Raw genomic sequence first — 25,023 nt, 5'->3', positions numbered from 1 at the left:
TTGTGGTGGCCTTATTTTAATGCCTAATTTTTAACCTGTAAAGTTTTTTAACTTTCTTCAATTTTAGTATTGACTTTTTATTTGCAGGCTAAAGTAACGAGAATGCGACGCGCAGTTTTCAATTCTATTAGCTACAGCTAATGGTCAAACAGCAATGTCTGTTTGGAACTTTACTATCTATAAAAGTTCCAGGCAGGCATTTTTTATTTCCTGAATCCTGGAGGAAAGGAGTCAAGATGACTGAACCAAACAAGTGAAACGTCTGTTATTGAGAGGGTATGGGGAGATCCCCATCAAGATAAAACCCATAGGTTGACGGGAGGCAAAATGGCAATACCGTTAAACATGGGTGGATCTTGCTCTTATTTGTATCCCTCTATATAACGAAACGCTCAGAGGCTGTTTTACAGTGAGGGAAAAGAAAAAATATCAAAAAATTGATAATTAATGGTGAACTTGTGATAGAATGGAAAAAAGAGAAAAGCATAAAGGATGTAGTTGTGGAGAATATTTGTTATGATTAGAAAGTTGCTGAACGGAGATATCGATAGAGTCGCTGACATATGGTTAAAGACAAATCTGAAAGCACATTATTTTATTTCCAATCAATACTGGAAAAGTAATTATGAATTAGTAAAAGAAATGCTGTCACAATCCGAAGTCTATGTGTTTGAAGCAGATAAAATGATACAAGGATTTGTAGGACTAAATGATGAATATATCGAAGGTATTTTTGTCTCCGATGAAATGCAGTCATGTGGCATAGGTAAGCTTTTATTGGATTATATTAAGGATAAAAAAGTTAGCTTACGATTAAATGTATACCAGAAGAATGCCAGAGCAATTTCTTTTTACCAAAGAGAAGGGTTCATTATTCAATGTGAAGATTTGGATGAAGATACTGGTGAAAAAGAGTACACTATGCTATGGAAACGAAAATAGAAATCGGAATTTGGAGAATTAGACGTTATGAGGAGCGTAAAAATATGAATGCTGACTTCAGAATAGACGGAAAAGTAATAGAAACAAAAAGGCTCATTCTTAGATCATTCAAACAAACAGATTTGGAGGATTTCTATGAGTATGCATCTGTCGAAGGTGTTGGGGAGATGGCAGGATGGAAACATCATGAAAATATTGCTGAATCTCAAAGTATTATGAATTCCTTTATCAGTGAGGATAAAGTATTTGCAATCTGCTTAAAGAAAAACAATAAAGTAATCGGTACTGTTGGCATAGAAAAATATGGGTTAGAAGATGCTTTGACAGAATTCAAGGATTATTACGGCAGAGAATTAGGATATGTTTTGAGTAAAGATTATTGGGGAAAAGGACTTATGCCCGAAGCCGTAAATGCAGTTAAAGATTATTTATTTGGCGAATTGGATTATGATTTTCTGATTTGTGGTTACTATGATTTCAATGAACAATCAAAACGAGTTCAGACAAAATGTGGCTTCAAACCATATCGTTCATTGGTCATGACAACGCAAATGGAGACAAAAGAACAAGGTACATTGATGTTGTTGCTGAATTCCAAGAAGAATATTAAATTAGTTTTTTCACATCCGGAAACCTTAATCTCCGAAAATTGGTAAAATCCAGTTTGTTGAACTGAATCCGAAAAGCATTAGGGCGCAGAGGAGATAGAATCCTTTGCGTAAAAGACTAACGAACATATTTAATGAAACATCGGAACCATCTTCTTTTTGTTGTCTACCTATAATAACGATTGGAGTAATCGATTATAGACACTGCAATCAAAAAAATCTGAAAATATATTTATCAACATTACATAAAAGTGTGTAGATGCACGGAAATGGGGAGTGTAACGATGGAGATTAAAAGAGACGCTTACCTACAGCAGCTGATCGAGCGAAAAGATAATGGAATGATAAAGGTGATTACCGGCATTCGTAGATGTGGCAAATCCTTTTTGCTGTTTACCATCTTTAAGAGATACTTACTGGAGAACGGCGTTGATGTTGATCATATTATTGAAATTGCATTGGATGGTATTGAGAACGAGGAATTAAGAGATCCCAAGGTATGCTTCAAGTACATCAAGGATGCCATGAAAGACGACGGGAAGTATTATCTCCTTTTGGATGAAGTGCAGTTCATGCCACGATTTGAGGAAGTGCTGAACAGCCTGCTCCGCATGAGCAATATTGATGTGTATGTCACCGGAAGTAATTCCAAGTTCCTGTCCAGCGACATTGTGACCGAATTCCGTGGCAGAGGTGATGAGATTAGAATCTACCCTCTCTCCTTTGCAGAGTTTTATTCTGTCTATGACGGCGATTATGATGATGCATGGGATGACTACATGATCTACGGAGGATTGCCGCAGATCGTAAGTTTCCAGAGCGAACGACAGAAAGCGGACTATCTGAAGAACATCTTTGCAAATGTCTATCTGAAGAATGTTATTGAAAGAAATAAGATTCAGAACGTGGATGAGATTGGGATTCTGGTTGATGTCCTTGCATCTGCAATCGGCGCACCGACCAACCCTTCAAAGATTGCCAATACCTTTGCCAGTGAGCGCCAGATGACTTATGCTAATAAAACCATCTCCAAGCATATCGACTATTTGACAGATGCCTTTTTGATTTTCAAGGCAAGCCGATACGATATTAAGGGCAGAAAGTATATCGGTGCAAATCTGAAATACTACTTTACGGATCTGGGACTGAGAAATGCACGTCTGAATTTCAGACAGCAGGAGCCTACTCATATCATGGAGAACATTGTTTATAACGAGCTGTTGATCCGTGGCTACAATGTTGATGTGGGTGTCGTGGATATCTTCGATAAGGATAAAGAGGGCAAACGTGTTCGCAAGCAGTTGGAGGTTGACTTTGTGGTGAATCAAGGAAACCAGAGATACTATATCCAGGTTGCATATGACATGACTTCGGAAGAAAAACAGACGCAGGAGTTCAATTCTCTGCGTAATATCCCGGACTCTTTCAAAAAGATCGTCATTGTAAATGGCAGCAAAAAGCCTTGGAGAAATGATGAAGGTTTTGTCATCATGGGAATGAAGTATTTCTTGCTGAATGCGAATAGTCTGGAATTTTAAGTCGATTTGAGTTGTTGCTGTGGTGTTGTTCTATTTCAAAAAAGAGTGAAATGATATAAATAAGGCCAGCCGATGTGGTAGCATTTATGTGGGAGTACATGAAAGTACCGGAGGATTCAAGAGAAAAAGTTAAGAATCTGCTTAAAGATGCAAATGAAAATGGAGTAAAAATAAGTCATCAGGCACCAACACTGTATGATGTTGTTCCGAAAGAAGAAATTGCTGAATTTGAAGAGCTTATGCGCAAAACCATAGCTGACATTGTATCAGAAGCCAGTAGCGTTGCCTGTTGGGTGTATGTGCAGAAATATGTGAAGCACAAAACCCTAAACGAAATGCTGCAAGAATTGCCAGACGTAAGTCAATTCATCCTGGCTATGATGAGATAAGTGAAGAATTACTTCATTCTGCAAGAGCTATCATTGAAGCAGATAATGAAATGCAGAGAATAAAAGACAAAATTGGTATGTTACACGAAATTTAGGGAGAAAACTGAGCAAGTAGGAAGGTGGAATATATATGAAACAAGATACTTTAGAGGGCAAAGCAAAAACAAAAAATGGGGTAAAACGGCTGTGCTTTTCCATAATCTGCATTCTTCTGGAAGTGGTTTTTATTATTACTATCGTAACACGCTTGAATGAATATGCAGAAATCATAAATTTATTTACAAGGATTTTGAGTGGGATCTTGGTTTTGGGATTGTACGCATCAAATAAGACATCCTCTATGAAAATGCCTTGGGTCATCTTAATTCTAATTTTCCCAATTATGGGTGTAGGCCTGTATTTGTTGATTGGTTTGAATGGCGGCACACATAAAATGCGTGAGCGATATGCAGAAATTGATAGCAAATTGTTACCAATGCTCCCGGACAGTCAGGAGTGTTTGAGCAGAATAAAAGAAACAATTCCGAAAGCAGGAAATATAGCAAGTTACATACAAAGAAATTCGCAGTATCCAATCTATCAGAATACGGATATTGTGTATTTTGATGAAGCAGTGAAAGGATTAGAGGCACAGCTTAAGGATTTGGGGAAAGCACAGAAGTTTATCTTTATGGAATATCATGCGATAGAAGACGCTGAAGCATGGCATAAGATTCAAGATGTTCTGGAAGAGCGAGTAAAAGCAGGTGTGAAAGTTAGAGTATTCTACGATGATATGGGTTCTATAGGCTTTATTAACACAGATTTTGTGAAAAAGATGGAGGCAATAGGAATTCATTGCCGTGTATTCAATCCGTTTATGCCAGGTTTAAATCTGTTTTTGAACAATCGTGATCATAGAAAAATAACAGTTATTGATGGAAAAGTCGGATTTACAGGTGGATATAATCTAGCAAACGAATATTTTAATTACACACACCCGTATGGACAGTGGAAAGATACAGGTATTCGTTTAGAAGGAGATGCTGTTCAGTCGCTTACGGTGACATTTTTGGAAATGTGGAATGCAGTAAGTGATAAGGATGCTAATGATTCTGATTTTAGTAAATACCTTTTCCACTATGATTATGCGGCACAGCAAACTGGGTTTGTTCAACCTTATGCAGACAGCCTATGGATAATGAGCAAGTAGGAGAAGAAGTTTATATCAGTATGATAAATAAAGCTGAAAAATATTGTTGGTTTATGACTCCATATCTAATCATAACAGATGAAATGACGCATGCGTTATGTCTGGCTGCTAAGCGAGGGGTAGACGTAAGAATTATCACACCTGGTATCCCTGATAAAAAATTCATTTATAATATAACTCGTTCTTTTTATCATGGATTGGTTAAACATGGTGTTCGTGTTTATGAGTGGACTCCTGGTTTCTGTCATGCAAAAATGAGTGTGGCAGATGACTGTATGGCAACTTGTGGAACAATTAATCTGGATTATCGAAGTTTATATCACCATTTTGAAAACGGCTGTTTTATGGCAGATTGTCAGGCAGTTGTGGAAATAAAAAATGATCTGATAAGAACGATGGGAGAATGTCGTGATGTGACAGACCAATATCAAACCGGACGAAGTGCATATTTGCGACTGGGACAATTATTTATGAGATTATTTGCTGGATTGCTATAAGAATCTGATGAAACGACCTTTCAAAAAACAGTTGATTTAGAAGTTAACTGTTTTTGAAAGGCCGTTTTTGCTATATCTAACAGTCTGTTGTACAAAGAAGATTTTGCATTGATGAAAAAACAAACCTTGTTGAGGTTAAATTGAGATTGACTTTGTATGGTATAAGTATGAAATAAAAAGGAATCAGGTGATGTACAATGAAAAAGCATAAAATATGTAAAATCCTTCTTGTTATACTGGCAATTTTTTTATGTGTGGCTTTTTATGAATTGCTCGGAATCCACGTTGCATATAAAAAGCAGCCGGAAGTGTCCAATACAACCAAAAAAGAAACAAAAAATGGGTCATGGAACGAATGCAGTGAAAATACAGAACGGGCAGTAATCATAGAAAAGAATCCAGAAGCGCTTTTACAAAGAGTGCGTTTGATCAAGAATGCAAAAAAGGAAATTATTCTTTCTACTTTTGCATTTCAATCCGATGAAAGTGGAAAATTGATTTTAGGAGCACTGCATGATGCGGCAGACAGGGGTGTACATATTCGTCTGTTAGTAGATGGAATGGAGAGCTGGATTGATATGGAAGGAAATCCGTATTTCTATGGATTATCTTCCCATGAGAATGTTGAAATTAAACTATATAATAAGGCCAATCCGTTGAAACCGTGGAAAATGATGGGTAGAATGCATGATAAATATTTGATTGCAGATGGAAAGAGATATATTCTTGGGGGAAGAAATACATACAATTATTTCCTGGGTGATTTTCCGGGACATAAGAACTATGACAGAGACGTGTTAGTGGTTTGCGATGAACCTGAGAAAGAAAATTCAGTTAACCAGTTGTTAGAGTATTTTGAAACGATATGGGAACAAGAAGACAGTGGTTATTTTCATGACAATAAAAACTGGCAAATAGAAAATCTGTAAAGAACGCAGTTTTAGAACTGCAGAACGGCTATCAGAAATATTTTGAAGAGAATAAGGAAAGAATCTGCGATACCGATTACACGGACGAAACTTTTGAGACAGAAAAGATTGCATTAGTGTCAAATCCTATCCACACAGGTTCCAAGGAACCAGTAGTCTGGTATCAACTGGGAGAACTAATGAAAAATGCAAAAGAGCGCGTGAAAATTCATACACCATATATTATTTGCAATGATATGATGTATAATACATGGAAAGAGATTGCGGAGAGAGTTCCGGATTTTTCTATCATGACCAATTCGGTTGCCAACAATGGAAATCCGTTTGGTTCTGCTGATTATGCGAGAAACAGAAACAGAATTTTAAATACAGGAATTGATATCTGGGAGTATGAAGGCGGCTATTCTTACCACGGAAAAAGCATCCTGATTGATGATGATCTATCCGTAATCGGTTCCTTTAACATGGATATGAGAAGCACGTATCTGGATACGGAACTGATGCTTGTAATACGTAGCAAAGAGATTAATAAACAGTTGGAAGAAGGCATGATGGAATATGAAAGAGTGTCCCGACAGGTATTGGAAGATGGAACCTATCGTGATCCGTATCATGTAGAGCCAATTGAATTGACAAAGAAGCGTCAGAGAAAAATATTTTTGGTACAGCATCTGCTTGGATGGGCAAGGTATCTGTTTTAATAAGGAGGAAGGAAAACGTGTTTCAAATATTGATTGTAGAAGATGATAAAGAATTAAGCCAGCTATTCCAAAAAGTGCTTGAGAAGAATGGATATCAGGTCAAAAGTGCATCGGATGGAGCACTGGCATTAGAAATATTGGATAAAGAGTATATTGATCTGATCATTTCCGATATTATGATGCCGGTTATGGATGGTTATGAACTGGTGTCGGAACTCCGTTCAGCAGGATATCAGATACCGGTACTTATGATCACTGCGAAAGGTTCCTTTGATGATATGCGCCAGGGATTTCTTTCGGGAAGTGACGATTATATGGTAAAACCGGTAAATGTGAATGAAATGGTTTTAAGAGTTGGAGCACTGCTTCGCCGTGCACAGATACTGAATGAACACAAAATTGTGATCGGTTCAACAGAGTTTGATTATGATGCAATGACGGTTACAACTGATAAGGAAAGTCTTGTTTTGCCTAAAAAAGAATTCCTGCTTTTATATAAGCTTGCAGCTTCGCCAGGCAGAACATTTACAAAACAACAGTTGATGGATGAAGTATGGGGATACGAGACGGAGGCAGACCCACATACGATAGAGGTACATATAGGAAGAATCAGAGAGCGTTTTAAAGATAACCCTGATTTTGAAATCGTAACAATGCGTGGAATTGGATACAAGGTGGTGAAAAAATAATGGAACAAAAGAAAGAAAAAGGATTGCGGATCCGATCCTGTCTGACTGGTGCAATCTGGCTGGCACTTGTATTTTCAACAGTCATATCTGCTTTATTATTTGCTTTTTTGAATCATTTTTTTAATCTGCCGGGCAGCATACCTTTGCTTGGCTGGCTTTTGATTTTCAATACATTGATTGCAGGGCTGATCACTTCCTTTATCAATGCAAAGTTACTGGAACCAATTACCAGACTTAGTAAAGCAATGAAGGAAGTTTCTCAGGGAGATTTTGAACAGCATTTGGAAACGAACAGCCGTATAGCAGAAGTTGGAGAATCTTATCAAAGTTTTAACGTTATGACAAAAGAACTTCGTGCAACAGAGGTGCTGCAGATGGATTTTGTATCTGATGTTTCTCATGAGTTTAAGACCCCGATTAATGCCATTGAAGGATATACAATGCTGCTTCAGGGAGAAGAACTGTCTCCGGATCAAGAGGAATATGTAGAAAAAATCTTATTTAACACCCAAAGACTTTCCGGATTGGTTGGTAATATTTTGCTGTTATCCAAGTTAGAGAATCAGAATATACCAATGAAAAAAACAGAATATCGTCTGGATGAACAGATCCGCCAGGCATTTCTTTCATTGGAAACAAAATGGACAGAAAAAGAAATTGGTTTTCAGGTAGAATTGGAGGAAGTTAAATATACTGGGAATGAAGGACTTTTTATGCATATCTGGATAAATCTTTTGGATAATGCGATTAAGTTCAGCCTTCAAAGGGGACAATTACGATGTTTCTGAAACAAGAACAGGATTCTGTTAAGTTCATTCTGGAAGATGAAGGACCAGGAATAGAGGATGATGTAAAATCCAGAATATTTGACAAGTTCTATCAGGTAGATGGCTCTCATAAAGCAGAAGGAAATGGCCTAGGTCTTGCACTTGTAAAACGGATTGTAGATAGTGCCGGAGGAACAATCAAAGCAGAAAACCGTGAATATGGTGGATGCAGATTTGTTGTAGAGCTTCCAATACAGAAAGATAAGGCCATATAAGTTTAAGAAAAACAGATAGAGGAGGAATTACATGACATTTTATCAGGAGTTGCAGTTAAATCAGGCAGGTTCTAAAAACCTGTTGAAAAAGAGTGAAACACTAAAAGAAAAATCATATCATATGTGGGTATATCTGGTGAAGATAGCTGCTACAATGGCATTTTGTTTTTGCTTTGTTAGCATTTTCAGTATCCTATTTGGAAATGAGAACAGCATTGTAGGTGTAGTAGTCTTATTATGTCTCATGGTGTTTAGAAATGCGGATCTGGGGATCCACACCGGACAATCTACGATGCTTTTGGCTTTGTTCTTTGTAATTATGACTGTATGTCCGCATTTAGCAAATCAGTTTTCACCGGTATTGGGAATGCTGTTAAATATTGCGGCACTGGCTGTGTTGATTCTGTTCGGATGCCATAATCCATTCATGTTTAATCAATCTACATTGGTTCTTGGGTATCTACTGCTATATGGTTATGATGTTACGGGAAAAAGCTATCAGATGCGATTAGTCGGAATGGCTTTAGGTGCAGCACTTACCTGCTTCGTATTTTATCGAAATCATAAAAACAGAACCTATAAAAGAAATCTGAAAGATCTGATACAAGAATTTGATATCACTTCTTCCAGAACAAAATGGCAGATATGTCAGATTTTATGCGTACCGATTGTCCTTTGCATTGCAGAACTTTGTAATATGCCACGTGCAATGTGGGCTGGTATTGCGGCCATGTCCACGATTTTGCCGTTTATGGAAGATATGCACTACAGAGTCCGTAAAAGGATTGTCGGAAATATTGCAGGTGTTATATGTTTTACAGTATTATATTTTCTGCTTCCTTCGTCAATCTATGCATATATAGGAATTCTTGGTGGAATCGGTGTAGGATTTTCAGCACAATATGGCTGGCAGGCAGTATTTAACACATTTGGTGCTTTAGCCATTGCAGCAGAGACTTATGGACTACAAGGAGCGGTTAGTCTTAGAGTGATTCAAAATGTTTTTGGTGTTGTGTTTGCTTTAGCATTTTGTGTTATATTTTATTGGTTTATGTCTAAAAAAAGGAAAGTAAGGTGACCGTACATGCAGAGTGAAGTGAATCAGGAAGAAAATTTGAATAGAATTATTACGGTTCCTAATCTTCTTTCTTTTTTTCGGCTTTGTCTGATTCCGGTAATTATATGGAGTTATTGTATAAAGAAAAATCCTCTGTTAGCTGGTGAAATCTTATTGCTGTCTGAGCTTCCCGATATGTTCTGGTAAAGACTTGGACCATGGCAGAAGCTCTGTTAGAAAATCAGTTTTTTTATCCTCCACATGTTTAGGGATTTCTCTGAGCAGATGTCGAACTTTCCTATTATATAAGAAAATTCCGCATAGCCGCTGATGATAATGAGCTACATATCTTCCCGGATTTTTCTCAGCACCGAGCAGACTTCCAGTCCAAGTTCTTCCCCCAGGATCCTACCTTCCATCCTTTCTTTTCTGTCATACCCTGCTGTAAGTATAGCATAGACTTTTGTTTCCGACATTAAAAATTCCATCGACATCCGTTTCTGCACACGGTATAATAGGTATCATGTAAAGAAAAAGGAGGTTGTTTTCTTATGTTATCCTGCACCTACGAAGTAGTCGCCATCGATGGTGATTACGCGCATTTACGCCGCAATGACATCGAACCGGAGGACAATGAAATGAAACTGGTTGCCCGCGCACTGCTGCCGCCGGAAATTATGGAGGGCAGTATTTTGAAATACGAGATGCTGCAGTATGAAATCATTGGCTGATGCTGTTTTTCCGGCCGAGGTGTTTTCTCTCCCGCTCTTTCATGGCATCTCGGAAACCGGGCGGACGGCTCTTGTTTCGAGCGGGTGGCTGCGGACGTGTTCGTTTGAGAAAAACCAGACCATTTATCACATGGGTGACCGCGTGTCCGAACTGGGGATTGTGCTGTCCGGCAGCGTTTTCGTGGAGAATACGGATCTCTGGGGCAACCGCAGTATCTTAAGCAAGATCACCCCCGGCCAGGTATTTGCCGAAACGTATGCCTTCTGTCGGGAGCCGATGATGGTGAATGTCACGGCAGCCGAAGCCTCGACGGTTCTCTTTTTCAATCTTCGAAACCTCGACCAGACCGCCGATGGTGATGATGCATGGCTGTCCCAGCTTCGCAGTAACATGCTCCGCATCTCCATGCAGAAAAATCTTACCCTCTCCAACCGCATTTTCTGCACTACACCAAAGACGATCCGCGAGCGCGTGCTGGTCTACCTCGCCGCGCAGTCTGCCAAAACCAGCGCCGACACCTTTACGATCCCCTTCGACCGCCAGGGCCTCGCCGACTACCTGAACCTCGACCGGAGCGCCCTCTCCAAAGAACTCGGAAAAATGCAGAAAGAGGGAATCCTCGAATTTCATAAAAACAAATTTACGCTGCGTCATCCGTCTCTCTAGGCGGTACCGCAGCGTAAATTTTTTACCGTTTCATCGTTTCAAATGCTTATTTTTCATAAACGAATATACACAAAAAGTATTTTTCCGTGGTTATAACCACATACTTTTCCTGTTATATCCGATATTCTGTACGTGTAAATTATGAAACTCCGCGCAGATCTGTTTTTCCCTCTGCGCTTAACCCCTCGGAAATACCCTACAGGAGGAACTATTTTTATGGAACAGAATATGTTTTGCTACCAGTGTCAGGAAACTGCCGGCTGCTCCGGCTGTACAAAATCCGGTGTCTGTGGAAAGCGCCCGGAGACAGCGGCGCTGCAGGATCTGCTGATCTGGACGACGAAAGGACTTTCCGCCGTGACGACACAGCTCCGCCGCGAAGGAAAAACCGTCGATGCCAGCGTCAATCATCTCATCACCGAAAACCTGTTTACGACCATCACAAACGTGAACTTTGATGATGATACGATCCGCGCACGAATTGAGGCAACGCTTGAGACCAAAGCGCTTCTCGCTCAGCTTGCCGACTGCTCCGCTCTGCCGGAGGCCGCCCTCTGGAACGGCACAACCGATGAGTTTGCCGCAAAAGCAGTAACCGTCGGCGTACTTTCCACGGAAAATGAGGACATCCGCTCTTTACGCGAGCTCATCACCTACGGTCTGAAAGGACTTGCCGCGTACACCAGCCATGCCAATGTTCTCTTAAAAGAAAACGAGGAAATCGATGCCTTCCTGCAGCGTGCTCTCGCCGCAACGCTCGACGATTCCCTCTCCGCAGAGGAACTGACGGCTCTCGCACTCGAGACCGGCTCCTACGGCGTGCAGGGAATGGCACTGCTCGATGAGGCCAATACTTCCGCTTACGGCAATCCGGAGATCACCACCGTCGATCTCAGTGTCGGCACCCGCCGGGTATTCTCGTCTCCGGTCATGATCTGCGCGACCTCGAGATGCTGCTCGAGCAGACCGTGAACACCGGCATCGATATTTACACTCACTCCGAAATGCTGCCTGCACACTACTATCCGGCGTTCAAAAAATATGAACATTTTAAGGGAAATTATGGTAACGCCTGGTGGAAGCAGAAAGAAGAATTTGAAGCCTTCAACGGCCCGATTCTGATGACGACGAACTGTATCGTGCCGCCGAAGGACAGCTACAAAAACCGTATTTACACAACCGGAGCGGTTCGTTATCCGGGATGCCCGCACATCGACGGCGTCATCGGTGAGACAAAAGATTTCTCTCTGCTCATCGAACAGGCAAAGCACTGCGCACCGCCGACGGAACTCGAGCAGGGAACCATTGTCGGAGCTTCGCCCATGCACAGGTACTCGCCCTGGCAGACCAGATCGTCGATGCCGTGAAATCCGGCGCGATCAAAAAATTCGTTGTCATGGCTGGATGTGACGGCCGTGCAAAGAGCCGCAGCTATTACTCTGATTTTGCACAGGCACTGCCGAAAGACACCGTGATTCTGACCGCCGGCTGCGCAAAATACAAATACAACAAGCTGAACCTCGGCGACATCAACGGCATTCCGCGCGTCCTCGATGCCGGCCAGTGCAATGATTCCTACTCTCTTGCCGTGATTGCACTGAAATTAAAGGAGGTCTTCGGCCTCGACGATATCAACGATCTGCCGATCATCTACAATATTTCCTGGTACGAGCAGAAAGCTGTGATTGTTCTTCTGGCACTGCTGTCTCTCGGTGTCAAGAACATCCACCTCGGCCCGACACTCCCGGCATTTTTAAGCCCGAATGTTGCAGCTCTTCTCGTTGAAAACTTCGGCATCGCCGGAATCGATACCGTTGAAAACGATATGGAATTGTTTTTCGGGAAATAAAGAAAACCCCTTGCTTTCTTTCATTTTTCCACGTATACTGTATATGTTCAGACAAAAATATCTTTGAATTTGGGCATATCAGAAAACGGACCTCAGATTCCATTTCTATACACGCCCGACACTGATGAGTCATCTCATCTTAATCACACATTTTTAGAACGTGCCTGGGAATTTTTTCAGACACGTTCTCATTCTATCACGGAGATTTATGAACTATGAGCATCATGAAAAATATCAATAAAGCCAAGGTTATGGTCTTAAAAGATCAGGTTTCCTACCAGGAAGGCCAGATCGTCAGCAAAACACTGGTACAGAATGAATCCGTCAGCATCACCTTATTTGCCTTCGACAAGGGCGAAGAAATCAGCACCCACGAGTCCGGCGGCGACGCCTTCGTCACCTGCCTCGACGGAACCGGTGAAATCACCATCGACGGCGTAAAATACGAACTCCACGAAGGCGAATCCATCGTCATGCCGGCAAAACATCCGCATGCAGTGTATGGCAAAGAGCAGTATAAGATGCTTCTGGTAGTGGTATTCTAACGTATCCTTTTTGAACCAATTATTGATATGCCTGGCAAAATAAGGCAGCATGCCTCAGGATTTCCTGTGATATGCTGCCTTGCCTTTTTATTCATTTACGCCTTTTCTATCAGGCATTCATTCTTTTTGGTCTTTTTATCATAATTAATTCCAACCAGTAGAATATCTCCAATATACGGTTCCAATGATGCAATGTACTTTTTCTCTTTGATCTGATCCGTCTCCACCCACAGATGGGCTATGAGCTCCTCAGCAAATGGGATTCCACAAGACCATACGCCGAGGCGGCGCTCTACCACCATCTCTGGTACGACGAAAAAGGCGGCTATCCGCGCGAGTATACCTATAAAGGCAACGACAACGCCATTCTCTACCAGATCCTCACCTGCGCCGATTGTCTCGATGCGGCAACCGATTCCGTCGGACGTGCCTACAGCTCCTGCAAGAACTTTGCCGATATGCTTGCGGATCTTCACTGCAACGCAGGCCGCATGTTCAATCCGGATCTCGTACAGCTCTTCGACAGTGAACAGCTCCAGCAGGAAGCCGGGCGGCTGATCACCGTGGAACACGAACAGTTATACCGCGAAGTCTTCTGTAAAAACGTGGAGCTGGTTCTATAACTTTGGTTTCTGTTTATGGCGTTAATTCGTATATCCGTATATTGTAGTTCTTTTCAAGACTCTGTCCGTCTCGCGTGGACACATTGTAAAATGCACAAATTCCATTCATCTCATATGTTCATTTCGTTAATTTATTAATGAACGTGTTTTTTCAATTTTATGTTTTGTGTTAATTTATGTTTATTTATTATTCATCATTTTGTGAACATTAAGTTGACATCATCAAAAGAAAATAGTTTACATTTTGGAAAAAATATACTAAAATAACAGAAACGGTCAAATCTCCGCCAAAAAACGGCGGAGATTTTTCTGGAAAGAAGGGCGAAAAACGTGTTGGAAAGACGATCGAAAAATTTCGAAGAAAATGCGTAGAAAATCCGCCCGAAAAGGTGAAAAACCAAGCATAAATCACAGGGAGGAACTCATACTATGAAAGAAATCATCCAGGGCTTCTACCAGAAGAAACATTTCTGGACCCGCCTGATTCTGGTCATCGCTGCCGTCATCCTGATGGGCTTTGCGCTCTCATGGCTGCTTCTCGTCGATCTCGGCACCGATCCATGTACCTTGTTAAACCAGACCATCTCCACCCGCCTCGGCATCAGCATCGGAAACTGGCAGGCGCTCTTCAATACCGTCCTGCTCATCTTCGTTATCATTTTCGGCGGCAGAAACTTAGGCTTCGGAACCCTCGCAAACATGTTTCTCGTGGGATATTCCATCGACTTTTTCTCCTGGATCTGGGCGAAAGTCCTTCCGGCAGACCTCTTCACCTCGATGGGTGTGCGAATCGCCGTGCTGATCCCGGCGCTGGTCCTGTTTATCCTTGCCGCATCCTTCTATATGGATGTTGATATGGGAACTGCACCGTACGACGCAGTATCCTTCATTATCTCCACCCACCTGCCGAACGTTTCGTTCCGTGTGATCCGCATCGTCTACGACTTCGTTGTCACCGCGATCGCCGTTCTGCTCGGCGGAAAACTCGGCATTGTTACCGTGCTGATGGTTATTACCCTCGGTCCGGTCATTGAATGGCTGGGAAATATCATGAAACAGCATCTGAATATTTTTGATGACTGAAATCATTGCTTTTCCGCGCTTTCTATACTACAATAGAACTACCAGATGATCTTTTTTCTAAAAGAAAAGCCTGCCTCCGGGACTCACATCTCTGTGGCAGGCTTTTCTTCCCTAAAAATAGCCGAAAAAAGACTCAAAAAGCAGAAAATCATTTATATTAAGGAGGTTTTTCCTATGAGCAACACCCCAAACCCTGTTTACGAAAAACTGATGAAATGCTACGAGAGCTTCCGCTCCCAGATCGATTTCCAGCCGGAAGTCGCACTGATTCTCGGTTCCGGCCTCGGTGATTTTGCGAATGATATCCGCGTTACCGCAACCCTCGATTACCACGATATCGAAGGCTTCCCGGTTTCCACTGTTCCGGGCCACGCGGGCCGTTTTATCTTCGGCTACGTCGGCGATGTGCCGGTTGTCTGCATGCAGGGCCGCGTTCATTATTATGAAGGCTATCCGATGACCGACGTCGTTCTCCCGACCCGCCTCATGAAGCTGATGGGCGCAAAAGCACTGTTCTTAACCAACGCCGCCGGCGGCATCAAACAGGGCACAAAACCAGGCTCTCTGATGCTGTTAAACGGCCAGATCGCCTGCTTCGTTCCATCTCCGCTTATCGGGCCGAACATCGACGAGCTCGGCACCCGTTTCCCGGATATGAGCCAGATCTACGACCTTGAATTCCAGAAAATCGCACGGAAAGCCGCAGCCAGCCTTGATATCGACCTGATGGAAGGCGTTTATCTGCAGCTCACCGGCCCGCAGTACGAGTCCCCGCAGGAAATCGCCATGTGCCGCACCCTCGGCGCAGACGCGGTCGGCATGAGCACCGCCTGCGAAGCCATCGCTGCACGCCATATGGGCATGCGCGTCATCGGTATTTCCTGCATTACCAATCTTGCCGCCGGCATCTCCCCGCAGCCTCTGTGCCATGCGGAAGTTCAGGAGGCAGCTGACATGGTTGCACCGCAGTTCAAAAAACTCGTTGCCGCAACGATTCAGGGCATCGCAAAGACACTGTAAACAGCACGTAAAATAAAGGAGAGATCTTTTTTGAATACACGTTTTTACAACGCCAAAATTCTCGTACTCGACGCTGAAAACCATTTTTCCATCGCCGAAGACGAACTTCATGTCACCGGCGACACCATCACCTATATCGGACCTGGTAGAAAAGCAGATCCAGATGCCGCAGAGACCCCTGTCTTCGACCGCGAAATTGACGCCCGCGGCAATCTCCTGATCCCGGGCTTTAAAAACGCACACACACACACCCCGATGACCTTCCTCCGCTCCTACGCGGACGATCTCCCGCTCCACGAATGGCTCGAGCGCCAGGTCTTCCCGAACGAGGCAAAGCTCGCCGGGGACGACGTTACTGGCTCAATATCCTCGGCATCATGGAATATCTGACGAGCGGCATCACCTCCAATTTCGACATGTACATCCAGCAGAAAAACAGCATCGCTGCCACGGTCGACACCGGATTCCGCACCGTTCTTACCAGCGGTCTCAACAACTTCGTCGACAGCCCGGAAATTCTCGAAGAGATGTATAACTATGTCAACGAACTCTCCGACCGCACCTCGTATCTGCTCGGTTTCCACGCCGAATATACGACCGGCGGCCCGCTTCTTGAAGCCGTTGCCAAACTCGCCGAAAAATACCATTCCCCTGTCTGGACACACAACGCCGAAACAAAAAGCGAAGTCGAGGGCTGTAAAGAGCGCTGGGGACTCACCCCGACACAGCTGATGGAACGCTTAGGCATGTTCCAGTACGGAGGCGGCGGCTACCACTGCATCTGGATGGAGGACCGCGATTTTGAGATCTTCCGTGACCGGAAACTGACGGCCGTTACCAATCCCTCCTCAAACCTGAAGCTCGCCTCCGGCATCTGCCCGCTGAAGCGTTTTTACGATAACGGCATCAACCTCGCCATCGGCACCGACGGGCCGGCCAGTAACAACTGCCTCGATATGTTCCGCGAAATGTTCCTGACCACCGGCCTTTCCAAAGTCCGCGAGATGGATGCCGCAGGAATCCCGGCCGACGCCATTCTCTACATGGCAACCGCAGGCGGCGCGCACGCCATGCAGCTTACTGACTGCGACCGTCTCGCTGCCGGCAAAAAGGCCGATCTCGTCATGATTGACCTCCATCAGCCGAACATGCAGCCGGAGAATAATCTGATCAAAAACCTCGTTTACAGCGGCAGCAAACAGAACGTAAAGCTTACCATGGTAAACGGTCAAATCCTCTACGAAAACGGCGAATTCCATATCGGCTTTGACCCGGAAGAAATTTATGCAAGATCCAACGCCATTATCCGAAGAATTTCCGGCTCGCATGCAGATAATTAGTGGATTTCACGCAGTTTTTCCTTTGCTTGACATACTTTTTTCTTTTATATTATAATGTAGCCATACACGCAAAAACGCTGTACCTCTTGAAAGGAGAATACTATTATGAAAAAGAAAGTAGTTAGCTTACTGCTTGCAGCCGCCATGACAACTGCTGCACTCGCAGGATGCGGTTCCTCCAACGGCTCCTCTTCCTCCGACGCATCCACAGGCGCCGATTCCACCAGCGCAACTTCCGCTTCTGCTTCCACAGATGGAGAAAAAAAAGACGCCGCAGGTGAGAAAATTGCCATGATCACAGACTCCGGAGATATCACCGACGAATCCTTCAACCAGATCACCTGGGAAACTGTATGCGCCTACGGCGATGCAAACGGCGTAGAGTACGAGTACTACAAACCGGCAGAGGATACCGATGAAGAGCGTATCAACTCCATCGATCTTGCTGTTTCCGAGGGTGCTACCGTTGTTGTAATGCCAGGTTACCTGTTCGGACCTGCCATCGCTGAAGAGCAGGACACCTATCCGGATGTAACCTTCATCGCAGTCGATGTTACCGAAGGTGATATTGTAAAAAACGGCAAAGCTGTTGATCTCGGAAAGAACGTGTACATCTGCTCCTTCGAAGAAGAGCAGGCCGGCTACCTGGCTGGATACGCTGCAGTAAAAGACGGCTACACAAGCCTTGGTTTCCTCGGCGGTATCGCTGTTCCGGCCGTTATCCGTTTCGGTTACGGTTATGTACAGGGTATCAACGCTGCTGCTGAAGAAGACGGCGTAGATGTAAACGTAAAATATTACTATGGCGGCCAGTTCTACGGCGATGACTCCATCACCGCCCGTATGGAGGGCTGGTATGCAGACGGAACACAGGTTGTATTCGCCTGCGGCGGCGGTATCTGGACATCTGCTCTGGATGCAGCTGAGACACACGACGGAAAAGTTATTGGTGTAGACGTTGACCAGCGTTCCAAAATCGGCGAGCGCTGCCTGACTTCCGCTATGAAAGGTCTTCCAAGCGCCATCAACAACGCTCTGGATTCCTACTTCAGCGGAAACTTCTCTGAACTTGGCGGAACTGCTCAGCAGCTTGGACTGAAAGACGGAGATTACATCGGCCTTCCTACCGATTCCGAATCCTGGGGATTCACAACCTTCACACAGGATCAGTATGAAACTGTACTGGCTGGTATCCGCGATGGTTCCATCGAAATCTCCAGCGATACAGAAAATCAGCCGGAAGTAGGTTCTCACGTAACCGTTGATTACATCAGCTAATGTGCATACTGTTTCTGTAACAATATGCCTTTTGGGGAAGAGAATATTATTTCTCTTCCCCTTTTTTTCTGCCATGCAAAATGCTATACTAGACATAATGAAAGCCCGCAGTTCTGCCCTGTTTTCCATATCTTCGGCAGTCCTGCAAAACCATGCTTGAAAGGGAATATGTATATGGAAAATGAGTACATTATTGAGATGTTGAACATCACCAAAGAATTCCCGGGTATCAAGGCGAACGACAACATTACATTACAGCTCAAAAAAGGAGAAATCCATGCTCTGCTTGGAGAAAACGGTGCAGGAAAATCAACCCTGATGAGTATTCTTTTTGGTCTGTATCAGCCTACCTCCGGAATCATCAAGAAGAATGGGCAGGAAGTCCATATCAACACGCCGAACGACGCCAATGATCTCAACATCGGTATGGTGCACCAGCACTTTAAGCTGGTCGAATGTTTCTCGGTTCTCGACAACATCATCCTCGGCGTAGAGCCGACCAAAGGCCTTTTCCTCGAGAAAAAGAATGCCCGTGCAAAAGTCATGGAACTGAGCGAGAAATACGGTCTGATGGTCGATCCGGACGCTCTGATCTCGGATATCACCGTCGGCATGCAGCAGCGTACCGAAATTCTGAAAATGCTCTACCGTGACAACGAAGTCCTGATCTTCGACGAGCCGACCGCGGTTCTGACGCCGCAGGAAATCGACGAGCTGATGAAGATCATGAAGAACCTCGCAAAAGAAGGAAAATCCATCCTCTTCATCACCCATAAACTCAACGAGATCATGGAAGTTGCCGACCGCTGTACGATTCTCCGCAAAGGAAAATACATCGGAACCGTCAACATCAGCGAAACTTCCAAAGAAGAGCTCTCCCGCATGATGGTCGGAAGAAACGTCAGCTTCTCCGTCAACAAAAAGCCGTCAAAACCGGGCGACACCGTTCTGAAAGTAGAGCACATGACCGTACCGAGCAAGGTGCACGGAAACAACGCCGTCAAAGATGTTTCCTTTAATGTAAGAAAAGGCGAGATTGTCTGCATCGCAGGTATCGATGGAAACGGCCAGTCCGAGTTCGTTCAGGGCCTCACGGGACTGGAAAAAGTATCCGGTGGTAAAATTCTGTTCAACGGACAGGACATCACGAAAGCTTCCATCCGCGACCGCTCCAAGATGGGCATGAGCCACATCCCGGAGGACCGCCATAAACACGGCCTCGTGCTGGATTACTCCATCGAGCAGAACATGGTGCTGCAGCGTTACTGGCAGCCGGAATTTGAATCCTTCGGCTTTATCAAATCAAAAGCCGTGCGCGAATATGCCGAGCGCCTGATCGAGCAGTACGATGTCCGCAGCGGCCAGGGTCCTGTGACCATCACCCGCAGCATGTCCGGCGGAAACCAGCAGAAAGCGATCATCGCGCGTGAGATCGACAAAGATCCTGATCTTCTCGTTGCGGTACAGCCTACCCGTGGTCTTGATGTCGGAGCCATCGAATACATTCACAGCCAGCTCGTTGCACAGCGCGACAAGGGAAAAGCCGTTCTTCTGGTTTCTCTGGAACTGGATGAGGTTATGGATGTTTCCGACCGTATTCTTGTTATGTACGAAGGAGAGCTGGTCGGCCAGCTGGATCCGAAAACCGTTTCTGTCGAAGAACTCGGTCTCTACATGGCAGGTGCAAAACGGGATCCGGTTCCCGAAGAAGTATAAAAGAGAGGTAAGAAAAGCATGAACGAAAAAATGAAAAACGCTCTTCTATCCATTGTCGCTTCTCTTGTATGTATTGTGATCGGTCTTCTTGTGGGATTTATCATTTTATACTGCATCAACGCGGAGAACGCAGTGGATGGATTTACACGAATCATCAAAGGCGGCTTTTACTTAAAGCCGAAAGGAATCGGAAGTGAAATCGCTCAGTCCGCTCCCCTGATTATGACCGGACTTTCGGTTGCATTTGCTTTTAAAACAGGTCTGTTCAACATCGGTGCTGCCGGACAGTACACCATCGGTGTCTTCGGCGCCCTGTATTTTGCCATCATCCTCCACATGCCATGGTATGTATGCCTTCTGGCTGCTATGGTCTGCGGAGCCATCTGGGGAGCAGTTCCTGGTATCTTCAAAGCATACTTCAACGTAAATGAAGTTATTACTTCCATCATGTTCAACTGGATTGGTCTTTATCTTGTCAATGATCTGATGTACAACACCATCCCGGGCATGTATGATCAGAAGACCACACGTACTTACAAATTAAGCTCCGCTTCTCCAAAATCCCTGATTCCGGACTGCGGCATGAACTCCATTTTCCGTACCAGTTCCACAACGATTGCGATTTTCATTGCGATTGCCATTGCGGTCATCATCTACATCGTTCTGAACAAAACAACCTTCGGCTATGAGCTGAAAGCCTGCGGATTCAATAAGGATGCTGCCAAATACGCCGGCATCAACGAGAAGAGAAACGTTGTTCTCTCCATGACCATCGCAGGTGCGCTTGCCGGAATCGGTGCAGGCCTCTACTTCCTCTCCGGTGCATCCGAGTGGAACCCGCAGGTATCGACAGCACTCCCGGCCATCGGATTTAATGGTATCCCGGTTGCGCTTCTTGCACTTAGCAACCCGATCGGCGTTATCTTCGCTGCTCTCTTCGTTGCTCATATTTCGGTCGGCGGTGCTTACCTGCCTACGAAATATTATCAGCCGGAGATCGCGGACCTGATCGTTGCCGTTATCATTTACCTTTGCGCATTCGTTACCCTGTTCAAGGGCATCGTTGCAAACCTGTTCAAGAGCAAAAAAGAGCAGAAAGCAAATGCCAATGCAGACAACGGAAAGGAGGAGAAGAAATAATGTTCCTTTTAATTAAATTTACCTTACTGTACGCCGTTGTTCTGATGCTCGTTGCGATGGGCGGTATGTTCTCCGAGCGAAGCGGTGTCATCAACATCGCGCTGGAAGGAATCATGGCGATCGGCGGCCTTGCCGGTGTCTTCGTCCTGGTTCTGTTCCCGGACCTCCCGGCTCCTGCACTTGTGGCACTTTCCATTCTGGCGAGCGCCGTATCCGGTATGATCTACTCTCTGCTGCTTGGCTTCTCCGCCATCACACTGAAAGCAGACCAGACGATCGGCGGAACCGCGCTGAACATGCTGGCTACTGCCATTGCCATCGTCCTGGTAAAAGCATTCAACAACGGCTCGGATGCCGGAAACGGTGCAGCTTCCGCAAAGCTGAACTACACCAACGCCGCTTTCATTTACAAGATCGGACCATTTACCGTGAACATCTTCCTGTTCATCGGCATCATCCTTCTGATCTGCAGCTACGTGTTCCTCTTCAAAACGAAATGGGGACTGCGCCTGCGTGCCTGCGGTGAGCATCCACAGGCAGCCGACTCTGTTGGTATCAACGTATACCAGTGGAGATACACCGGTGTTATCATCTCCGGTGCACTCGGCGGTATCGGCGGATTTGCCTACATCGTTCCGTCCGTTACCACCTGGAACTTCGAAGTCGGCGTAGCCGGTGCCGGATTCCTTGCCCTCGCTGTTATGATCTTCGGTCAGTGGAAACCGTTCCACATTGCCGGAGCAGCCGTATTCTTTGCGGTATTCCGTTCCCTGGCAAACATTGCGGACTCCACCGTCCTCTCCCATCTGGGACTGTCCAAGAACATTTACAACATGATGCCGTTTATCGCATCCATGATTATTCTCGCCTTCACATCCAAGAATTCCCAGGCTCCGAAAGCCGAAGGTATTCCATACGATAAGGGCGCAAGATAATATGTAACTATTCAGAGCCATGTGAAATGGAAGAAAAAATTGCGAATCATGCTTGCATGAATGAGCGGTTTTTTCTGGAATTTCATATGGCGAGCAGCCACATCGAGATGCAGCGCAGCGGAATCGAGATGTGGCTCTGAATAGTTACAATTTTTAAAGGCAGAGCCGTTAAATCCGAACTGTGTTTTTTCGGCTCTGCCTTTTCTCTATCATTCTGATTTATTTTTCATCAAAGAAAGGAAAAAATTATGCTGAACACCAAATTATTTGACCACACTATCTTAAAAGCAGACGCAACCGAAGCACAGGTTGCAAAGATCTGCGACGAGGCACTTGCACATGATTTTGCTTCTGTCTGCGTCAACCAGTACTACACCAAATTCGTTGCTGAAAAGCTCAAAGGATCTGACGTCAAAGTCTGCACCGTTGTCGGCTTCCCTCTGGGCATGTCCGATACCCGTGTAAAAGCGTTTGAGACCCGTGCGGCCATCGAAGACGGTGCACAGGAGGTTGATATGGTCATCAACGTCGGAGCCCTCAAAGACGGCAAATACGACTTCGTACGCTCCGATATCCAGACCTTAAAAGAAGTATGCGGCAAGGACATCGTTCTGAAAGTCATCATCGAGACCTGCCTTTTAACCGATGAAGAGAAAGTAAAAGCGTGCGAGCTCGCAAAAGAAGCCGGCGCTGACTTCGTAAAAACCTCCACCGGATTTTCTACCGGCGGTGCAAAAGCGGCTGATGTTGCCCTGATGAGAAAGACCGTAGGCCCGGATATGGGCGTAAAAGCTTCCGGCGGAATCCACAACGCAGACGAGGCACAGGCTATGGTAGATGCCGGCGCAAGCCGTCTCGGAACAAGCGCAACACTGGCTATCATCGGATAAAAAGGAGTTTCTTATGGATACGATACTGATAGGAATTGCCGGAGGAACCGGCAGTGGAAAAACGACACTGGCAGATAAGCTGGTAGAAAGTTTTGGACGCGATGAAGTGAACATTCTGCGCCATGACAACTATTACAAACGCCATGACGATATTCCTTTTGAGGAGCGTGCCAAATTAAATTACGATCATCCCGATGCCTTTGATACCGACCTGTTATGCCAGCACATTCTCGAGCTGAAAGCCGGAAAATCCATCGAGATGCCGGTTTACGATTATGCCATGCATAACCGCTCGGATAAAACGATTCTGGTCCATCCTCCCCGGTTATCGTGCTCGAGGGCATTCTCCTCTTCGTTGAGAAGGATCTCTGCGATCTGATGGACATCAAAGTCTTTGTCGATACCGATGCGGACGTGCGGATTCTCCGCCGGATCCTGCGCGATGTAAAAGAGCGCGGCCGTTCCCTGGACAGCGTTGTGACGCAGTACCTGACGACCGTAAAACCGATGCACGAGCAGTTCGTAGAGCCGAGCAAGCGCCGTGCCGACGTGATCATCCCGGAGGCGGACAGAACACCGTTGCGCTTGAAATGCTGATCGAGCGGGTGCGTAAGCATCTGAATCTGGTGCAGAACCAGTAAACATCCGTTTATCGCTATAAAAATCTGCAAAAAAAAGAACGAGGACTGAATTTTCTCTTTTTCCGTCCTCGCTCTTTTTATTTTTCCCTTACAGATGTTCCAGCATTCCCTGCAGCCAGATCTGGCCTTTGAAACGTCTTCCCACTTCCGGTACTCCAAATAAATCCTTTTCGTTGATACAGATGTCTATCGGCACATCGTTGCAGACGAGGCCGAGCTCATACACCTGCTCGCCCGTTACCGCGTTCTTCGTTGTATTCATCTCCGTAATTTCACCCATCACGCTGTACTGGTCACATTCGAGACCGCTCGGCATGAAAAAGCTATCTACAATAGAAAAGACATCTTCCTTCGTCAGACGCTGGGAAATCATGGCATATGTGTCAATATCATCCATGGTGAGACTTTCCATCGCATCCTCATCCCCGTTTCTGGCAGCCGAGATCAGTGAATTCTTCTGCTGCGTGCTGCGGCGCTCCTTCTCGACCTGTTCCGGGTCTTTCTGGATCGGAAGCAGAATTGTTCCTTCCGCTGCAAGACCGGAGACAGAAAGCGGGAGCGGAAGCGGCTGCAGCGCATTTTTCTGTTTCATCTCAAGATATTCCGCTGCATGCGTCAGATAAAAGATCATCGTGATGCCAAGCCGCATATCGTCGCAGGCGCCTGCAAACGATTCCTTATCGACGTGGCGCTCCACCGATACCTCCTCGTAGGAGCTGATCTGCCCGCCCTCGAAATAGGGATAATAATATTCCATCTGGAAACGGTTGTTCTCATCAATTTCCCCACAGACCGTGATACCACAGTCATATGCATATTCTTTCGAAAATTCAGCAAAAAGGTGGTGTTCTTCTGTTTCCACAATCTTTTTACGGTCGTAGTTTTCTACTACATCACGAAGAATCTCCTGGAGTTCCTTCGTCGTCTTGATCTTTGAAAATCCAATGGTTTTCAGGTAAGCGTGCATAAGAACACCTCCTC

At 45.0% G+C, this 25,023-nt stretch carries 18 protein-coding genes and 8 pseudogenes; 25 read left to right on the top strand and 1 reads right to left on the bottom strand.

Annotation, left to right across the window (positions count from 1 at the left end):
* Positions 1–516 precede the first annotated feature (516 nt).
* From DW965_RS13280 to udk, 25 genes and pseudogenes are all read left to right on the top strand, one after another.
* Complete coding sequence (locus DW965_RS13280) at positions 517–942, top strand: GNAT family N-acetyltransferase (RefSeq protein ID WP_055195028.1); 426 nt, start codon at positions 517–519, stop codon at positions 940–942.
* Positions 927–1,598, top strand: a complete 672-nt coding sequence (locus DW965_RS13275) for a GNAT family N-acetyltransferase (protein WP_226906398.1) — start codon at positions 927–929, stop codon at positions 1,596–1,598. The genes DW965_RS13280 and DW965_RS13275 overlap by 16 nt, the downstream gene beginning before the upstream one ends.
* Before the next feature lie 236 nt (positions 1,599–1,834).
* Positions 1,835–3,088: an ATP-binding protein gene (locus DW965_RS13270; RefSeq protein WP_117802690.1), complete on the top strand. Its 1,254-nt coding sequence runs from the start codon at positions 1,835–1,837 to the stop codon at positions 3,086–3,088.
* Between the two features lie 98 nt (positions 3,089–3,186).
* A complete protein-coding gene (locus DW965_RS13265) occupies positions 3,187–3,477 on the top strand; it encodes a hypothetical protein (protein WP_179964667.1) in 291 nt (96 codons plus the stop codon).
* A pseudogene (locus DW965_RS22610) lies at positions 3,459–3,572 on the top strand (GTP pyrophosphokinase); the annotation flags it as partial. The gene DW965_RS13265 and the pseudogene DW965_RS22610, both read left to right, overlap by 19 nt.
* A 35-nt stretch (positions 3,573–3,607) precedes the next feature.
* Positions 3,608–5,166, top strand: a pseudogene (gene cls / locus DW965_RS13260) (cardiolipin synthase).
* Positions 5,167–5,363: 197 nt separating this feature from the next.
* Positions 5,364–6,796 (top strand): annotated as a pseudogene (locus DW965_RS13255) (phospholipase D family protein).
* A complete protein-coding gene (locus tag DW965_RS13250; RefSeq protein WP_044024695.1) occupies positions 6,775–7,485 on the top strand; it encodes a response regulator transcription factor in 711 nt (236 codons plus the stop codon). The pseudogene DW965_RS13255 and the gene DW965_RS13250 overlap by 22 nt, the downstream one beginning before the upstream one ends.
* Positions 7,485–8,527, top strand: a pseudogene (locus tag DW965_RS13245) (ATP-binding protein). Before DW965_RS13250 ends, DW965_RS13245 begins: the two are co-directional and overlap by 1 nt.
* 31 nt (positions 8,528–8,558) lie before the next feature.
* Entirely contained in the window at positions 8,559–9,605 is a 1,047-nt protein-coding gene (locus DW965_RS13240) for an FUSC family protein (protein ID WP_119198466.1), read from the top strand.
* A gap of 6 nt (positions 9,606–9,611) precedes the next feature.
* Positions 9,612–9,782 (top strand): annotated as a pseudogene (locus tag DW965_RS13235) (CDP-alcohol phosphatidyltransferase family protein); the annotation flags it as partial.
* A gap of 353 nt (positions 9,783–10,135) precedes the next feature.
* Entirely contained in the window at positions 10,136–10,315 is a 180-nt protein-coding gene (locus DW965_RS13230; protein WP_055225919.1) for a hypothetical protein, read from the top strand.
* Positions 10,299–10,982, top strand: a complete 684-nt coding sequence (locus DW965_RS13225) for a Crp/Fnr family transcriptional regulator (RefSeq protein WP_117802675.1) — start codon at positions 10,299–10,301, stop codon at positions 10,980–10,982. Before DW965_RS13230 ends, DW965_RS13225 begins: the two co-directional genes overlap by 17 nt.
* A gap of 216 nt (positions 10,983–11,198) precedes the next feature.
* Positions 11,199–12,831, top strand: a pseudogene (gene hcp / locus DW965_RS22205) (hydroxylamine reductase).
* 215 nt (positions 12,832–13,046) lie between these two features.
* Positions 13,047–13,376, top strand: coding sequence for a cupin domain-containing protein (locus DW965_RS13215; RefSeq protein ID WP_022462474.1), 330 nt, complete (start codon positions 13,047–13,049; stop codon positions 13,374–13,376).
* Positions 13,377–13,609: 233 nt separating this feature from the next.
* A complete protein-coding gene (locus DW965_RS18965; protein ID WP_147398796.1) occupies positions 13,610–13,999 on the top strand; it encodes a hypothetical protein in 390 nt (129 codons plus the stop codon).
* Positions 14,000–14,428: 429 nt separating this feature from the next.
* Complete coding sequence (locus DW965_RS13205; RefSeq protein WP_118595967.1) at positions 14,429–15,082, top strand: YczE/YyaS/YitT family protein; 654 nt, start codon at positions 14,429–14,431, stop codon at positions 15,080–15,082.
* 174 nt (positions 15,083–15,256) lie between these two features.
* Positions 15,257–16,102, top strand: a complete 846-nt coding sequence (locus DW965_RS13200) for a purine-nucleoside phosphorylase (RefSeq protein WP_022461581.1) — start codon at positions 15,257–15,259, stop codon at positions 16,100–16,102.
* A 30-nt stretch (positions 16,103–16,132) separates the two neighbouring features.
* A pseudogene (locus DW965_RS13195) lies at positions 16,133–17,442 on the top strand (amidohydrolase family protein).
* Between the two features lie 105 nt (positions 17,443–17,547).
* Positions 17,548–18,720: a BMP family lipoprotein gene (locus DW965_RS13190; protein WP_055225931.1), complete on the top strand. Its 1,173-nt coding sequence runs from the start codon at positions 17,548–17,550 to the stop codon at positions 18,718–18,720.
* A gap of 168 nt (positions 18,721–18,888) precedes the next feature.
* Positions 18,889–20,436, top strand: coding sequence for an ABC transporter ATP-binding protein (locus tag DW965_RS13185; RefSeq protein ID WP_373141908.1), 1,548 nt, complete (start codon positions 18,889–18,891; stop codon positions 20,434–20,436).
* A gap of 18 nt (positions 20,437–20,454) precedes the next feature.
* Positions 20,455–21,576, top strand: coding sequence for an ABC transporter permease (locus tag DW965_RS13180; protein ID WP_119198464.1), 1,122 nt, complete (start codon positions 20,455–20,457; stop codon positions 21,574–21,576).
* The gene (locus DW965_RS13175; protein ID WP_055225933.1) at positions 21,576–22,511 is read left to right on the top strand and encodes an ABC transporter permease; all 936 of its coding nucleotides are present in this window, start codon (positions 21,576–21,578) and stop codon (positions 22,509–22,511) included. Before DW965_RS13180 ends, DW965_RS13175 begins: the two co-directional genes overlap by 1 nt.
* 248 nt (positions 22,512–22,759) lie before the next feature.
* Entirely contained in the window at positions 22,760–23,401 is a 642-nt protein-coding gene (gene deoC, locus DW965_RS13170; RefSeq protein ID WP_022461750.1) for a deoxyribose-phosphate aldolase, read from the top strand.
* 13 nt (positions 23,402–23,414) lie between these two features.
* Positions 23,415–24,042 (top strand): annotated as a pseudogene (udk, locus tag DW965_RS22200) (uridine kinase).
* A gap of 88 nt (positions 24,043–24,130) precedes the next feature.
* Here the strand turns inward: udk and DW965_RS13160 are convergent.
* Positions 24,131–25,009, bottom strand: a complete 879-nt coding sequence (locus DW965_RS13160) for a DUF3881 family protein (RefSeq protein ID WP_055225936.1) — start codon at positions 25,007–25,009, stop codon at positions 24,131–24,133.
* Between the last annotated feature and the right edge of the window lie 14 nt (positions 25,010–25,023).

The organism is Blautia sp. AM47-4, from assembly GCF_003479865.1.
GTDB lineage: Bacteria > Bacillota > Clostridia > Lachnospirales > Lachnospiraceae > Fusicatenibacter > Fusicatenibacter saccharivorans.
The sequence above is the reverse complement of the archived record's forward strand: the minus strand, read 5'-3'. Positions and strand labels throughout refer to the sequence as shown.

Bases quoted from the DNA above. Each gene is read 5' to 3' on its own strand.
- DW965_RS13280 (WP_055195028.1), top strand. From the start codon at position 517: ATGATTAGAAAGTTGCTGAACGGAGATATCGATAGAGTCGCTGACATA.
- DW965_RS13275 (WP_226906398.1), top strand. From the start codon at position 927: ATGGAAACGAAAATAGAAATCGGAATTTGGAGAATTAGACGTTATGAG.
- DW965_RS13270 (WP_117802690.1), top strand. From the start codon at position 1,835: ATGGAGATTAAAAGAGACGCTTACCTACAGCAGCTGATCGAGCGAAAA.
- DW965_RS13265 (WP_179964667.1), top strand. From the start codon at position 3,187: ATGAAAGTACCGGAGGATTCAAGAGAAAAAGTTAAGAATCTGCTTAAA.
- DW965_RS13250 (WP_044024695.1), top strand. From the start codon at position 6,775: ATGGGCAAGGTATCTGTTTTAATAAGGAGGAAGGAAAACGTGTTTCAA.
- DW965_RS13240 (WP_119198466.1), top strand. From the start codon at position 8,559: ATGACATTTTATCAGGAGTTGCAGTTAAATCAGGCAGGTTCTAAAAAC.
- DW965_RS13230 (WP_055225919.1), top strand. From the start codon at position 10,136: ATGTTATCCTGCACCTACGAAGTAGTCGCCATCGATGGTGATTACGCG.
- DW965_RS13225 (WP_117802675.1), top strand. From the start codon at position 10,299: ATGAAATCATTGGCTGATGCTGTTTTTCCGGCCGAGGTGTTTTCTCTC.
- DW965_RS13215 (WP_022462474.1), top strand. From the start codon at position 13,047: ATGAGCATCATGAAAAATATCAATAAAGCCAAGGTTATGGTCTTAAAA.
- DW965_RS18965 (WP_147398796.1), top strand. From the start codon at position 13,610: ATGGGCTATGAGCTCCTCAGCAAATGGGATTCCACAAGACCATACGCC.
- DW965_RS13205 (WP_118595967.1), top strand. From the start codon at position 14,429: ATGAAAGAAATCATCCAGGGCTTCTACCAGAAGAAACATTTCTGGACC.
- DW965_RS13200 (WP_022461581.1), top strand. From the start codon at position 15,257: ATGAGCAACACCCCAAACCCTGTTTACGAAAAACTGATGAAATGCTAC.
- DW965_RS13190 (WP_055225931.1), top strand. From the start codon at position 17,548: ATGAAAAAGAAAGTAGTTAGCTTACTGCTTGCAGCCGCCATGACAACT.
- DW965_RS13185 (WP_373141908.1), top strand. From the start codon at position 18,889: ATGTATATGGAAAATGAGTACATTATTGAGATGTTGAACATCACCAAA.
- DW965_RS13180 (WP_119198464.1), top strand. From the start codon at position 20,455: ATGAACGAAAAAATGAAAAACGCTCTTCTATCCATTGTCGCTTCTCTT.
- DW965_RS13175 (WP_055225933.1), top strand. From the start codon at position 21,576: ATGTTCCTTTTAATTAAATTTACCTTACTGTACGCCGTTGTTCTGATG.
- deoC (WP_022461750.1), top strand. From the start codon at position 22,760: ATGCTGAACACCAAATTATTTGACCACACTATCTTAAAAGCAGACGCA.
- DW965_RS13160 (WP_055225936.1), bottom strand. From the start codon at position 25,009: ATGCACGCTTACCTGAAAACCATTGGATTTTCAAAGATCAAGACGACG.